Source organism: Prevotella sp. khp1 (assembly GCF_900102205.1).
Taxonomy (GTDB): domain Bacteria; phylum Bacteroidota; class Bacteroidia; order Bacteroidales; family Bacteroidaceae; genus Prevotella; species Prevotella ruminicola.
On record NZ_FNJZ01000002.1, the window covers coordinates 746,911 to 761,119 of the forward strand.

10 protein-coding genes are annotated in these 14,209 nt (G+C 48.5%); 6 read left to right on the forward strand and 4 right to left on the reverse strand.

Translation table 11 applies throughout. The features are described 5' to 3' along the window. Positions 1–73: 73 nt before the first annotated feature. Positions 74–2,431: a glycoside hydrolase family 9 protein gene (locus tag BLR73_RS08875; protein WP_091861182.1), complete on the reverse strand. Its 2,358-nt coding sequence runs from the start codon at positions 2,429–2,431 to the stop codon at positions 74–76. A gap of 131 nt (positions 2,432–2,562) precedes the next feature. Between BLR73_RS08875 and BLR73_RS08880 the strand changes: the two genes are divergently transcribed. Genes BLR73_RS08880 through BLR73_RS08900 form a run of 5 tightly spaced genes read left to right on the forward strand, consistent with a single transcriptional unit; the run spans position 2,563 to position 9,271 of the window. Further along, on the forward strand, positions 2,563–4,029 hold the full coding sequence (locus BLR73_RS08880) for a DUF6057 family protein (RefSeq protein WP_143010920.1): 1,467 nt from the start codon (positions 2,563–2,565) through the stop codon (positions 4,027–4,029). Continuing rightward, positions 4,026–5,492: a TolB family protein gene (locus BLR73_RS08885; RefSeq protein WP_233456386.1), complete on the forward strand. Its 1,467-nt coding sequence runs from the start codon at positions 4,026–4,028 to the stop codon at positions 5,490–5,492. The genes BLR73_RS08880 and BLR73_RS08885 overlap by 4 nt, the downstream gene beginning before the upstream one ends. Before the next feature lie 2 nt (positions 5,493–5,494). After that, positions 5,495–6,148: a DUF4369 domain-containing protein gene (locus BLR73_RS08890; protein WP_081358080.1), complete on the forward strand. Its 654-nt coding sequence runs from the start codon at positions 5,495–5,497 to the stop codon at positions 6,146–6,148. After that, positions 6,129–7,805 carry a DUF6057 family protein gene (locus BLR73_RS08895; RefSeq protein ID WP_091861188.1) on the forward strand — a complete coding sequence of 559 codons (1,677 nt, stop codon included), beginning with the start codon at positions 6,129–6,131 and terminating at the stop codon, positions 7,803–7,805. The genes BLR73_RS08890 and BLR73_RS08895 overlap by 20 nt, the downstream gene beginning before the upstream one ends. Beyond that, on the forward strand, positions 7,802–9,271 hold the full coding sequence (locus BLR73_RS08900) for a TolB family protein (RefSeq protein WP_233456387.1): 1,470 nt from the start codon (positions 7,802–7,804) through the stop codon (positions 9,269–9,271). The genes BLR73_RS08895 and BLR73_RS08900 overlap by 4 nt, the downstream gene beginning before the upstream one ends. Before the next feature lie 14 nt (positions 9,272–9,285). On the opposite strand, the gene BLR73_RS08905 is transcribed toward BLR73_RS08900, so the two are convergent. The 3 genes from BLR73_RS08905 to BLR73_RS08915 are packed head-to-tail and all read right to left on the reverse strand — an operon-like array spanning position 9,286 to position 13,120. Next, a complete protein-coding gene (locus tag BLR73_RS08905) occupies positions 9,286–10,692 on the reverse strand; it encodes a TolB family protein (protein ID WP_091861191.1) in 1,407 nt (468 codons plus the stop codon). After that, the gene (locus BLR73_RS08910; RefSeq protein WP_091861194.1) at positions 10,689–12,095 is read right to left on the reverse strand and encodes a DUF6057 family protein; all 1,407 of its coding nucleotides are present in this window, start codon (positions 12,093–12,095) and stop codon (positions 10,689–10,691) included. Before BLR73_RS08910 ends, BLR73_RS08905 begins: the two co-directional genes overlap by 4 nt. Then, the gene (locus BLR73_RS08915) at positions 12,092–13,120 is read right to left on the reverse strand and encodes a threonine aldolase family protein (RefSeq protein WP_091861197.1); all 1,029 of its coding nucleotides are present in this window, start codon (positions 13,118–13,120) and stop codon (positions 12,092–12,094) included. The genes BLR73_RS08910 and BLR73_RS08915 overlap by 4 nt, the downstream gene beginning before the upstream one ends. 104 nt (positions 13,121–13,224) lie before the next feature. On the opposite strand from BLR73_RS08915, the gene BLR73_RS08920 reads away from it, so the two are divergent. Continuing rightward, positions 13,225–14,202: a DUF3089 domain-containing protein gene (locus tag BLR73_RS08920; RefSeq protein WP_091861200.1), complete on the forward strand. Its 978-nt coding sequence runs from the start codon at positions 13,225–13,227 to the stop codon at positions 14,200–14,202. Positions 14,203–14,209 lie beyond the last annotated feature (7 nt).

Here is a 14,209-nt window from a genome sequence, read left to right on the forward strand (position 1 = left end):
TCAATAAATCAATCAACCGCCCCGCAACTTGTAATCAGTTCGCGGGGCGGTTTCTTTTTTATGTTTATGGATTCTAACGAATGGCATAGAGGTAGGCCAGGAGGGCCATCTTGCCACGCATGGTTTCGCGAGGCGTGAACTCGCCGTTTACCCAGAAGTAACGCTGATTGAAGTACGACTCCTGACAGGGCCAACCACCATTGTTCCAATCGGGATAGCAATAGGCTAAGATCACACGGGCATCGCCGCCATTATGACCAGGCGACCAAGTCTCGGTACCGTTGAAAGGTGTCTGACCGGGGTGGGTGCCTGAGGCACCATCGTTGCGACCTGTAGAATATACATCGGTGATGTGACGCTGACCAAGGCCTGTCATCTCAACAATATTACCAGGATTGCGACCTAAAGCCCAACCGGCCTCGGTAAACATAGCGTGCTCTAACTGCTTGCGCTCTGCCTTGTTGGCAATATAGTGAGCTAACATCACCAGTTGCAGGTTCTGCGAGGTTTGCCAACGGTCGTCGTTGGCCGAACGGCGACTGGGGCGTTGGGGCATGTGACCATAGTTGTAAGCCTCGGCCTGGCCCTTGATGCTGGCTTTCAGGTTTTGGTAAAGCTCGCCATAGTGGCGTGTATGTGGACAGGTAAGATAGGCTGCTGCTGCCCAGTACTGGCAGAAGGGGACTAACTGCTTACTCTTCTCGTGCATTACACCTACGCCAAAGAAACCGTGCTTACCCTTGCTGAATACCTGTGAGTTAGGACTCTTAATCATACTTTCATCAGCAAATATCTTTTCCCACTTCTCATCGTCAGTCAGGTTATACAGAAAGGCTGCTGCCATCTGGCGGAAGTCGCGTCCACGCATCTGCATAGAACCTACATCCTGCAGGTCGTCGAGTTGCTGATTGTCCTGCTTTGATGCAAAGCTAAATGCTTTGATGGCCTCGGCAGTATAGTATTGACGCAGGCTGTCGTTGCCGTTCAATCTGAAGGCCTCGGCCAGAATGGCGCAGTTGGCAGCATTGGCCCAGGCTGCCATAGTGGTGCAGCCTGCCTGGAACATCACGCTCCAGTCGGCACAAGGGTTGGTGACACCCTGTGAGTAAGCCTCGCCATCGCGTATAGAGAGGAAGAAATCTACCTCGTTGCAGGCCTCGTCGATCAGGTCGGGGATACCATTACCGCTCTCGCGGATACCTAACTGATCTTCGTTCAAACGTCCACCCGAGAGGATATAAGGCAACAGCATGTCGTAGATGTTGCTGACGTGTGCCAGGTGGCGATCCCAGTCGAAGGCATCAGAGTGCCCGCCTTTCACCTCGGTATTCACAGGATTGCCAGGCAGACGATGCTGCCAGAAGACGGACTGTTTGAGCTGCTTAAAGTGGGGCTCATCCCATACGTCGGTATGCAGTTCTGCCCAGCCTGGGCTCCATGGGTGGAAGTCGGTTTTGTAAATGGTAAGACCTTTGGGATCGGTCTCAGGAATAAACTGTGGCTGGCGTGGGGCAGGGAATACCTTGGCGGTATCGATTGGCTCGCCCAAACGCATGTAGTAATAACCGCGAACGGAATAGCGGAAAGGCTCATAATAGATGTCGTTCTTTACCTCGAAGTCCATACTACAGCCCACATCCTCTACTACCAATCGGTAACAACCAGGTTTGTTGGCGCTAAAGTCGATATTCCATACATCGGTACCTATCAAACTCTTACCGCCGGCTTCTTTCTTGGCAGCTGAGGCTGGTTGCCAGAACTTTATGGTGCCCACCTTCTGTTTTTTCTTGGTGTTCACATTGTAAAGCCATACGCCTTTACCCTCCAGTTGCTTGTAATCGCGCTGACCGCCATCGCCCAACCATTGGTAAAGGTCGGCAGCATGAACGGACTCAAAAGGCGAATAACCTATTATATTAATGTGTACGGCTTCGGATTGGTTGTTCCATACATCGAAGCGGATAGTGGCCTCGGTTTTATCGCTGCCTATGCCTGCGGGGATGGCAACTTTGTATGTGCAGCCCTGTTTCATGGCCCTAGGCATCTGCAAAAACAGCCAATGGTCTAACTCGCTTGTCAGTGTGTTGTCGGTGTTCATTGGCTTGGATTTACGCCAGACGGCTAAGGGTTGTGCTGTGGCAAAGGTCTTGTCGTCGGGCGAGCTGATCTTCCACAAACCGGCGTTCTGTGCTTGGGCCGCTTTCAAACGCTCGCCGAATACCAATAGGGTGTCGTCGCCCTCGGCAAACGAGTGACCTAAATAGGCGCTGGGACCCGTGCCGTTGTCGCGATAATGCACCTCGCCATCGCGGAAGTGCAACATCAGATAATCTTTGTCGATAACTTTAACTCCAAGGAATTTGGTTGCCAAACAATTAGCTGGCATGGCAAGCATGATTGCTGCCAGTGATGCATACAATGTTTTCTTCATTTCTTTGTTTTCTGGTTGGTAATACTTTATTGCTTAATTCGGGTACAAAGATAGTAAAAAACTCTTTTTGTAGGTATAATTTAGATAAAAACTTTGTTAAGTCAGATTTTTGTGCTACTTTTGCAGCGTTTATGAATAAAACGATAACTAAATACGGAACTATAGCCTTGTCAGTGCTAATAAGCATCGGCGCATTCTTGTTTTGGTATATAGCATACCCGCACGCCATGTCGTATCAGGAGCAGTACCAACTGTTTCTGTGGACGAGTGATTACTTCGTGGAGCGTGTCAGTCTTCCTGGAGGTTTGGCCGATTGGCTAGGTGAGTTTATTGTGCAGTTTTATTATGTAGAATGGTTAGGGGCACTGCTGTTGGCGTTACTTTATGTAGCTTTACAGCGTTTAACGGCCCGATTGCTGCCGCCAAAGTGGGGGTTGCTTAGTTTGGTTCCCGTTTTGATGCTATGGTGGTTGATGGGCGATATCAATGTACTGTTATCGCTGCCTGTAGCCATCGTCTTGGCATTGGCATTAGCTTGTGTTATGCCTCGACGCTATTCATGGATAGATGCGGCTGTGCTGCCTGTGGCCTATTGGCTGATAGGACCGATAGTATGGTTATATATAGTGGTACGTGCGGTACAGTTGGGATGGAAACACCTGTGGACGGCTGGTTGGATGGTGGCTGTGCAACTGATGGTGTATGCTTGGCTGTTACCACAGTGGCCTTTGCAGCAGGCGTTGACCGGACTGAACTATTACCGCATACCTCTTCACTATCCGCAGTGGAGTGGCTACGATAAGGATATGTATGAGCTGATTCGCATGGATTATCTGGTGCGCCATGAACGCTGGGATGATATTGTGAAACGTGCCGGCGAGTATCGGGTGAATACCCCATTCTGGTCGAACTGTGTGAACTTGGCTTTATCGCAAAAACGCTTGTTGGCCGATAGAATGTTCGACTTCTATCAGAGTGGCGAGGATGCTTTGGTGATGCCTCGTACACGCGACCTTACCTCGATGTTGCCATCGGCTGAGGCTTTCTGGCGTTTGGGTATGGTGAACTCGGCCCAGCGTTATATGTTTGATACACAAGAGTCGATACTGAACGCTCGTAAGAGCGGTCGATGCACCAAGCGTATTGCCGAGTGCATGTTGGTGAACGGACATTATAAGGCTGCCAAGAAACAGTTAGACTTGTTGAAGAAGAGTCTGTACTATAGTTCGTGGGCAAACAGTGTGATATTGAGTGACGATTGGGTAAATGCACAGCCCGAATACCGCCGCTTGCGCCAGTTGCGCTATAAGGAAAACTTCTTGTATAGTTACGAGGAAATGGACAAGATGTTCGGATTGCTGTTCATGAACAATACCGATAACAAAATGGCACTGGATTATTTCCTGGCTCAGATGCTGCTGAAAGGCAACCTGAAGGGATTCCAGCAGTATTTGGGTGCAGCTCAGCAGTATGGTGGCTATCGCCAGATGCCGTTGGGCTATCAGGACGTGATGCGCTGCATACAGATGCAGGGTAACGTGCAGGGCTCGCCGTTTGCTAATTATGCTAAAAGAATGATGGGAGGACAACAGCAATGAATAAGATTGGATATTGGTTGATGGGTGTTGGGTGTTGGCTGATGGCCAGTTGTGCTTCAACCCCCGAACATGTCTCGAAGGTTAATCAACTGCCTGATATCTACCCAGATTATATAGGTGTAACGATACCTGCCGATATTGCCCCGCTGAATTTCAACCTCGCCGATGAGGATATTGATTGTATGGATGTGGTGGTTCGTGGTAGTAAAGGTGGCGAGTTGCACACCAACGGCGATTGGGCCGATTTTGATATAGCCGATTGGCAAGCGTTAACCCAACAGAACCGAGGTGGAAAAATCACCCTCACGGTTTGTGTGGAGAAAGACGGCCAATGGACACAGTATAATGACTTTGATATTTATGTAAGCAAGGATAATCTGGACGAATGGGGATTGACCTATCGTCGTATAAAACCAGGCTACGAGGTGGGGGGCGATATCGGCATCTACCAACGTAATCTCAGTAATTTTGATGAGACTGCCATCCTTGCAGAGACCGTTGTGCCTGGCCGATGCTTTAACTGTCATACTGCCAACCGCACCAATCCCAACCGTATTACCCTGCAGATGCGTGGCGAGGGTGGGGGTACCATGATACAGAAAGAGGGCAAACAGGCTTGGGTGGAAACCAAGACCGATTCGACCAAGGCGGCTGGCTCTTACAGTTACTGGCATCCACAGGGCGACTATGTGGCAATGGCTGTTAACTCTGTGCATCAGAGTTTCTTTACTGGCACAGGACAGCGTATTGAGGTATATCACAAGTTCAGTAATGTTGAGGTGCTCGATACCCGTACTAACGAACTGATACTTTCGCCCCTGTTGCAGACAGAAGATCTGGAGATATTCCCCGCTTTCTCGCATGATGGCAAGTGGCTGTACTACAGCACCTCGAAACCTTGTAAGGTGCCTGCCGAATACGAGAAAGTAAAATGCTCCCTCTGTCGTATCGGCTTTGATGCCGAAAAGGGACAGTTCGGGCTACAGGTGGATACGCTGTTGAACGGACCGGCAACTGATAAAAGCTACGTGTTGGCCCGTCCCTCGTACGATGGGCGCTGGCTGATGTACTGTGTGAGCAGTCGTGGTAATTTCCCCGTGAGTCAGGACGATGCTGATTTGTGGCTGATGGATCTAAAAACTGGTAAAACCAGAGCGCTGACAGAGATTAACAGTGGTCAGTGTGAGGCCTATCATAACTGGAGCGACAACAGTCGTTGGTTTGTGTTCAGCAGTAAGCGCGAGGATGGTATGTACACCAAACTCTATCTGGCTTGTATTGATGAGCAAGGACGTGTTTCAAAGCCATTCCTGTTGCCTCAGCGCAATCCACGCAAGTATTATCAGGAACTGATGGATGCTTACAACGTGCCCGACTTTACCAAGACCAAGGTGGAGTTGGATGCTCACGAAGCTTATCGACAGGTGTTTGACAACAAACGAGAACAAGTAAAAATTAAATAACTATGAAGAAGATTCTTTTGTGTTTTATGACATTGGCAACTGCTACGATGTTTTACAGTTGCCAGCAAAGTAGTCAGGTGTGCCATATCGAGGGCACCGTGAATGGCGAACAGTACGAAGGAAAACGTATATTCCTGGTACCATTTAAAGGGCCAAAGACTGCAGAGTTTGTTGATTCGATGGAGATTAAGGATGGCAAGTTCCATTTCGAAAAAGATACCACCCAGATGTACACTATCCTGATGGATTACCATTACCGTTTTGGATTGCAGCCATTGTTGGTGGTAAGCGAGCCGGGCGATGTAAAGGTTACTATAGATAGTATCAGTCATGCCATGGGTACCCCTCAGAACGACTCGTTGGAGAAGTGGAAGGTGCGTACCGAGATGCATAACCGCGAGTTGATGAAGATGCGTAAGTTTGCTGCCGACTTGCAGACAAAGGGCGACAGCGTGCAGGCTAAGTACATTGCACAGCGTGCCGACAGTTTCCATCTGGTGTATAAAAACTATACCCGAGAGCTGGCTAAGAACATGAAGGAGGGTGTGCTGCATGATTTCCTGAAGGATATGTTCCCCTTAACCTATCAGCGTAAGTATCCTGATGGACGTGTGGTAACGATGAATGCCGATACACATGAAGAAATTAAGCAATAAACAGTGGGCGTGGCTTGTAACGCTGGTGGTAGGCGTGTTGGTGTTCCTGTTCTGGAGCTACCGCTATCCCTTTGCGCTTACCTATCAGGAGCAGTTGCAGCTGTTCTTGTTTGATGCCGACTATTTCTTAGAGCGTCTGGCAGAGCCTGGTGGCTTGGCCCGCTATGTGGCCGAGTTCCTGGTGCAGTTCTATAATGGTGTTGCCATAGGTGCAGCCATCATAGCCGTGCTGTATATGTTGATACAGCGGCTCACGTGGCGGTTGATGCAGATAAAGGACCATTACATACTGAGTATGATACCAGTGGCCATGTTGTGGTTTGCCATGGGCGACGAGAGTGTGATGCTGACGTATGCCGTGGCACTGGTAATGGCTTTGGCTGTGATGATAGCTTGGAACAAACTGGCACCACAAAACAAAGTGGCTAAGGTGGCAGCTGCGGTGGTTTTAATACCTGTACTTTATTGGTTGATAGGACCGATAGTTCTGATGGTGGCTATATGGATGATGCCACTATCAGTCATTTACGCATTGGCCTTGATACTGTTGAGTGCGCACTATCTGCCATTCCCAATGATGAGGGTGATGCTAGGCATCAGTTACTACCGTTTCCCAGTGACATTGCCCTACGTACTGATGGCAATCCCAGTGGTGGTGCTGTTGTTAGGATGGCTGACCAAGCGTTTGCCTGAGCCAAAGACGTGGGGGCTGACAGCTGAGGCTTTGTTGTTGGCTGTACTAGTAGTGGTACCCCAGCAATTTGGTTTTAATGCTAAGAAATACGAACTGATGGAGTATGACTATCTGGTGCGTATAGGTGATTGGGATGGCATTATCGCCAAGGCCGAGGCACAGACACCCGATCTGCCGATGAGCGTGAGTGCCACCAATTTGGCATTGGCAATGACCAATCAGCTTGGCGATAAGGCTTTCGATTTCTTTCAGCGTGGTTCAGAGGGGTTGCTGCCTAAGTTTGAACGTAACTTTGCTACGACACAGCTGACGGGTGAGATCTATTTTAACTTGGGTTTGGTGAACACCGCCCAGCGACTGGCTTTCGAGGCGATGGAGGCTATTCCTAACTATAATAAGAGTGCACGTGTGGTGAAGCGACTGGCCGAGACCAATCTGATAAACGGTGAGTACAAGGTGGCCGAGAAATATCTGAAGATGTTGGAGAAAACCGTGTTCTACCGTCCATGGGCACAGCGTACGTTAGCTATGTTGGGTAACGAGAAGGCCATTAACGAGCACCCACTGTATGGCACATTGCGTCAGTATCGCTTGCAGGACGACTTCTTGTTCAGCGATAGGGAACTGGATAAAATCTGTGGACTGCTGTTTATGCATAACACCAGCAACATGGTGGCTGCACAGTATCTGCTGATGATGCCGCTGATGGATAAGGATATCGCCCGTTTTATGCAGTATGCGCCTGTAGTCCAGAGTAGAGTACAGTATAATCCCCGCCATATTCAGGAGGGTATTGCCTTGGCCTTTATGCAGAAGCGACAGCAACCTCCACAGGGCGTGCTGAGTCAGTTTATGTTGCAGCAAATGAATGAGTTTGCTCGTATTTACTCTACCAATCAACAGGCCCCTGAGTTGGCTAAGTTCAAGAATACACTTTGGTATTATTTAATGGTTGGAAAATGAAGAAGAATACTATTTGGTGTTGGGTGATTGGTGTTGGGTGTTGGCTGATGGCCAGTTGTAACTCAACTCCTGAGAATGTATCGAGGGTTGATCAACTGCCCAATATCTACCCTGATTATATCGGTGTCACCATTCCTGCAGAGATGGCACCGCTGAATTTTGATTGTCCTGATGCCGACTGTGTGGATGTGGTGGTAAAAGGCAGTAAGGGGGGCGAGCTGCACGTGCAGGGCGACTATGCCGACTTTGATATAGCCGACTGGCATGAGCTGACCCAGCAGAACAAAGGCGGACAACTGACGGTTACTGTCTGTACTAAAAAGGACGAGCAGTGGACGCAGTATAAGGATTTTTCGATAAACATAAGTTCCTACGCGCTTGACGAGTGGGGACTGACCTATCGTCGTATAGCCCCAGGCTATGAGGTGTTCAGTAAGATGGGACTCTATCAGCGCGACCTGGCAACGTTCGATGAGTATCCTATTATCGAGAATACTCAGGTGCCTGGCATGTGTGTGAACTGCCATTCTGCGCGTCAGACCGACCCATCGAAGTTCGTATTCCATGTGCGTGGCGATCATGGTGCAACCATGTTCCAGATAGATGGTCAGCGTGAATGGCTGAAGGCCAGCAACGAGCAGTTAGGTGGTTCGATGGTGTATCCTTACTGGCACCCCAGTGGCAAATACTGTGCTTTCTCTACTAACCAGACGCGTCAGGGATTCCATATGGTTGCTCATGAGCGTATTGAGGTGTTCGACTTGTCGAGCGATGTATTTGTGTATAATCCCGCTACTCATGAGATTATTAAGGACTCGCTGCTATCGACACCCGATTGGAGTGAGAACTCACCTGTATTCTCGCCTGATGGTAAAACCTTGTATTACATGACTTGCAAGCAGCAGGAGTACCCTATGCATTATAAGGACGAGAAGTACAACCTGTGTAAGATTGCATTCGACCCCGCTACAGGTAAATACGGCGAGAAGGTGGATACCATCTTTAATGCGGTGGCGATGGGTAAGAGTCTGACTTGGCCCCGTCCGTCGTACGATGGCAAGTACATCTTGTTTACGCTGATGGATTACGGCTACTTCTCAATCTGGCACCAGGAGAGTAACCAGTGGCTGCTGAACTTGCAAACGGGTGAAGCGCGCGAGTTGAAGGAGATAAACAGCGAGAAGGCCGACAGCTATCACAACTGGAATGTAAACTCGCACTGGATTGTCTTTACCAGTCGCCGTGGCGATGGACTTTATAGTCATCTCTATCTGGCTTGTGTGGATGACAAAGGACACTTCTCAAAACCATTCCTGTTGCCTCAGCGACATCCGAAAGAGTACTACGAGGAAAGTATTTTCTCGTTTAACGTACCCGACTTTACCAAAACAAAAGTTGTTTTCGACGCTTACAATGCCGGTCGTGAAATAGCTTCCGATCAACGCGTTGAAACGAAGGTGAAATAAAAAAGAATCCGTGACTATTTAAAGGTCACGGATTCTTTTTTCATTGCTTTGGCCACATCTTCAACATCGAACGGCACCTTGCCTTTTCCTAACTCTGGCGCATTGAACGACTTCAGATTGTTGTCGTAGAACGAAGGATGTGCCTGTGGCAGGCAGAAAGGCTTGTGGGCTTTACCATGCTTATCAATATAGCAGAAGTAGGGTTTGCCATACAGACCATCGTCGCGTTTCGAGGCAAACACGAACCAGCGGCTATTGCTGCTCCACGAGTGATAGGTATCGCTTTTGGCACTGTTCACAATGCCAAGTGTATCAATCTTCCCTGTTTGCAGGTTCATCATCTGCAAATCGGCCTCTGGATGCCAGATGGGGAAGGTGCCGTAGTCGGCTACGGTATAAAGAATGTATTGACCGTCGGGGCTGACACGTGGATGGCATACACTGCGTTGCTGGTAGAGTGTATCTACCTGAGTGCCGATGGTGCCCGTTTTCTCGTCAAAGGCGATGCGCACCAAACTGTATTGCAATTGTTTGATGTCGTGAGGCAGACTCACACTATCGGCCGCACAGTAGTAGATGTACTTGCCATCGGGCGAGAAGGTAGGGAATGTCTCGAACTTCAGACTGTCGGAAAGCAGTGGTGAGGTAAAGATACGATGCTCCTGCATATCGGCCACGCATACATTCGACTCCGAATCGTACACTTCTAATCGCTTGCTGGGGTCGCTATGAAAAGCGGGAATAATCTTCTGGGTAGAATAGGTGATATAGCGGCCTGTGGGACTGAATCCGAAGTAAACACTGCCTGGGATGTTCAGCTTGCTGAGTATGCCGTTCTCATTCAGAATGGCACCGCCACCAGGACCACGCACGTACATCATGGATAACTGTGGGTTCTGATTGGCAAACGTGTGACAGTTCATGCAGCGGTTCTCCAACTGCTCGTAATGTCCCAAGGCGTTTACATCGAAGTTTTCTACGCAACGCTGTTGAATCTGTACGTTGTTCCATATCTCGTAATCGGGCTCGATGAGGCGGTAGGTGAGATAGGGATCTACCTTGTCGCTTACTACCTGCCAGGTGAAGGGCTTGTAGGCTATCCACTGGCCGTTGATAAGGGCACTGACATTCACTTCTATGCTCTTATCAGCAGATTGTTGCAACAGGGCCTTCCAATCGTCGATGTCGAATACGGCCTCGTTGCCACGGGTGTTGATGGTGATGTCGCCAGCCTTTACCTCGATGGCTTCGCAATCGGCACGCAGCAGAAAGTTGAGCGGGGCTATATTCTGTGGAATAGTTACATCACAGTAGTCGGGATAAATAGGTGGTAGAGTGTTGCTCTCCTGTACATTCTCAGGGGTGGGTGTACAAGAGGTAAGTACTATCAGTATAGTGAGTAGGTTAAGTAATTTTTTCATATTTCAGGTGCTTTTATCTTATCAAAGTAATACCAGTAAGTATCCTTGAAGTTGGGATTACCACGTTGCAGGTTATACTGTTGGAATCGCTGGAAGACATCGCCGCGCTTGATGTATATCTCCCACTCCTGCTGTGGCGCATTGGTACCGGCCAGCCAAATGCAAAGTGCCTCCTGGTAGAGTGTCTTTAATCGTGGGTTGTTGGTGTCGATGCAATAGCGGTCGTAGTCGCGCTTAAAGCTGGCAATATCCTTTAATACCAGTGTGCTGCACAGAATGTAATCCAAGGCTATGGTGTTGTTTGGATTGGCATCGAGCAACTGCATCATGAGCAGGTGGGCATTGTCGGTTGTCGATATGGTGTCGTGGCGATTTACCATCTGCATCTTCTGCTGATAGATGGTCTTGCCGTTCTGGCGAACGTTATCGGCCCAACGGGCATATACAAATGTCTTGTCGAGAATACGTAAGTATTTCTCGGCTGCTAACGAATCACCACTCACGTAATTACACTCGGCCAAACGTTGCATCATTCGCACGTTACGGTTGTTGTGCGAGAACACGTTCGTCATCATGGCTGCACGCTCGGTAAAGGTCATATCGCCTAAGGCCCAATACAGCTCGTTCATGTTACGGATAATCAGCATGGGCGTTTCGGGACCAATCTTGTAGAAGGTACCCAACTGGGTGGGAGTGAACTTGAGCAGGTGGTCGGGCAGCTGACCGCGTTGTGCCTGTGCCAGATTGTAGAAGAACACCATCTGGTCGGTCCATCGGTCCTGACTCTCTACCATCTGTATCACTTTATCGTAATGGCCAAAGTGGTATTCGCAGTCGACAGCAAAATCCTTCTCTAAAACCAGATCTGGCATCTGCAATTGCTTGATGACAGGACTGCCAAACAGCAGATAACAGGGGAGCAAGCCACAAGCTAATACCGACAGCTTCAGGGCGTTTTTTCGGATGCTTGATACCCCCCATAATAAGAGCAGCCATCCCATGATAGAGATTGTTGATGGGAGGCGATAGCTGGTGCTGAAATGGCATACAGCCACAAATACCATTACAAATAATGCCAACAGTAGGGCAACAGGTTTGCTAACCTTAAAGTTGGTGAGTGCCTTGTAAAGCAGACATGCGATGATGAGCAGGCAAGCGGTAAGGATCGTAGCTCCTGCAAACAGGTAGTAATAAAACTGTGTGAGGAAATCACCCACAAGACCTGCCAATCCACCTGACTTATCAGTATAGGTGGAGATATAATCCCACGACCAGAGGAATATTTGATTCTGCTCCTGGAAGAAGAAGTGATAGGGATACCAGAACTGAAAGAAACACCAGATGATAATGGCGCAGAGAATAATTGCGGCTGTAGGGTAATATTTATAGTATAGGTTCTTCATCCGAGTATCTTCTCTAATTCGTCTAATTCTTCTTCGGTGGTGGCCCAGCTGGTTACGAATCGGCAGATGGTATGGTATTTGTCGGCTTGACCGAAATGGGTGAACTTCATCTTCTGACTCAGTGTCTCAACCAATGTGTTGTCCATAATCACAAACTGCTGGTTGGTGGGTGAGTCGACATAGAACTCGAAACCTTTATGGATAAAAATCTGCTTCATGCGCATGGCCATCTTGATGGCATGTTCAGAGAGCTTAAAATATAAATCATCGGTAAACAGTGCATCGAACTGTAAGCCTATCAGGGCACCTTTGGCAATCACGGCACCATGCTGCTTCTGGATAGAGAAGAAGTGCTTGTGGGCATTTTTGTGGGTAAATACGACTGCTTCGCCGCAAAGGGCACCAATCTTAGTGCCACCGATATAGAACACATCGCAGTGGCGGGCCAGATAGGGCAGGGAGATATCATTGCCCTCTGCCATCAGGCCATAGCCTAAACGGGCTCCATCTATATAGAGAGGTATCTCGTAGCGCTGGCATACCTGATAGATGTCGTCGAGCTCTTTGGCTGTGTAGAGTGTACCAAACTCGGTGGGGAACGTGATATATACCAGACCTGGGTGAACGGCGTGATCCTTGTTGCCATCGTGCATATAGTCGTCGAGATACTTGTCGAGCGTCTTAGCCTCCATCTTACCATTGTTATCGGCAATGGTGATGATTTTATGTTCGGTGAACTCAACGGCACCTGCCTCGTGTACGTTGATATGACCGCTGCCAACACAAATCACACCCTCGTACTGATACAGCATCGAGTCGATGGTGGTGGCATTAGTCTGGGTGCCGCCGGTGAGGAAGAATATCTGAGCATCGGGCAATCCGCATGCTACACGGATGCGCTCTTTGGCGCGTTCGCTAAACTCATCAAAACCATAAGGGGTTGGTTTGGCATCGTTGTATTTAATCAGGTTCTCCAAAACTTTTGGATGAGCCCCGTTGTTGTAGTCACATTCAAATGAAATCATATTGTTTATTAGTTGTTTTTGCGTGCAAATTTACATAAAGTTTTGCGATTTATTTGCTAACTTCGCTTGAAATTTGTATTTTTGCACGCAAATTAGTCAATTATATGTGTACGAATAGACTAAAAACGGCTTTTGTTGCGCTTTCTTGCGTATGCGCTTCGCTATTCTTCGGTTCGTGGGATAGTGATAGTCAGTCGGTTATCGGTCCAATTCCCCCATCACCGCATTACGATGATCCCAGCCAGTGGTTTATAGTTAACCGCCAGGGTGAGGCCGATTTGTTTTATATCATCTCTACAGAAACAGGCGACCATATGATAGGTAGTGATACCTGCCATTTTGCCGACACTTACAATGCTGGTCAGCGTGGACAGATGAGGATTGAGATGCATGCTGTGGATTCATTTTATTCAGGCAAACTGAATTACTATTCGCCTTATTACCGTCAGGTGTCGCTACAGTCGTGGTCGTCAACCGAAACTGCGCTTGCACGTTTGCCATTAGCCATGTCGGATTGCGTACGGAGCTGGGATTACTATATCAAACATCTGAATCAGGGGCGCCCCTTTATACTGGCAGGCTTCAGTCAGGGGGCTCATGCTATGTTGGAGATTATGAAGCGCATGCCGGATGATGTGGCCGACCGCATGGTGGCTGCCTATTTTATAGGTTATAGGATTACGAAGGAAGATACGGCATGTTGCCGACATTTGCGCCCGGCTTGCAAGGCTAACGATACCAAGGTGTCGATTTGCTTTAACTCGGTAAAGACGCCAGAGTGCGAAATACCAGTGGTAAGTGCGGGTAATCTGTTCTGTATTAATCCCATTAACTGGCGAACAGATACGGTAGGCGCGTCGTTTGTGTATTACGACAAGGAGCATCAGAATGATACGCTCTCGGCACGACTCGACCCGAAGAGCAAGTTACTGTTGATAGGTGGCTATAAGAATGATGAACCGATGCCTGTAATCGGTATTCCGGGAAACTATCATCACATGGAACTAAGATTCTACTACCCTTATATCAGGCAGAATATGGCTGATCGTGTGGAGGCATTTTTTAACAATAGGACTAAATAAAGAATTG

Bases quoted from the DNA above. Each gene is read 5' to 3' on its own strand.
- BLR73_RS08875 (WP_091861182.1), bottom strand. From the start codon at position 2,431: ATGAAGAAAACATTGTATGCATCACTGGCAGCAATCATGCTTGCCATG.
- BLR73_RS08880 (WP_143010920.1), top strand. From the start codon at position 2,563: ATGAATAAAACGATAACTAAATACGGAACTATAGCCTTGTCAGTGCTA.
- BLR73_RS08885 (WP_233456386.1), top strand. From the start codon at position 4,026: ATGAATAAGATTGGATATTGGTTGATGGGTGTTGGGTGTTGGCTGATG.
- BLR73_RS08890 (WP_081358080.1), top strand. From the start codon at position 5,495: ATGAAGAAGATTCTTTTGTGTTTTATGACATTGGCAACTGCTACGATG.
- BLR73_RS08895 (WP_091861188.1), top strand. From the start codon at position 6,129: ATGAAGAAATTAAGCAATAAACAGTGGGCGTGGCTTGTAACGCTGGTG.
- BLR73_RS08900 (WP_233456387.1), top strand. From the start codon at position 7,802: ATGAAGAAGAATACTATTTGGTGTTGGGTGATTGGTGTTGGGTGTTGG.
- BLR73_RS08905 (WP_091861191.1), bottom strand. From the start codon at position 10,692: ATGAAAAAATTACTTAACCTACTCACTATACTGATAGTACTTACCTCT.
- BLR73_RS08910 (WP_091861194.1), bottom strand. From the start codon at position 12,095: ATGAAGAACCTATACTATAAATATTACCCTACAGCCGCAATTATTCTC.
- BLR73_RS08915 (WP_091861197.1), bottom strand. From the start codon at position 13,120: ATGATTTCATTTGAATGTGACTACAACAACGGGGCTCATCCAAAAGTT.
- BLR73_RS08920 (WP_091861200.1), top strand. From the start codon at position 13,225: ATGTGTACGAATAGACTAAAAACGGCTTTTGTTGCGCTTTCTTGCGTA.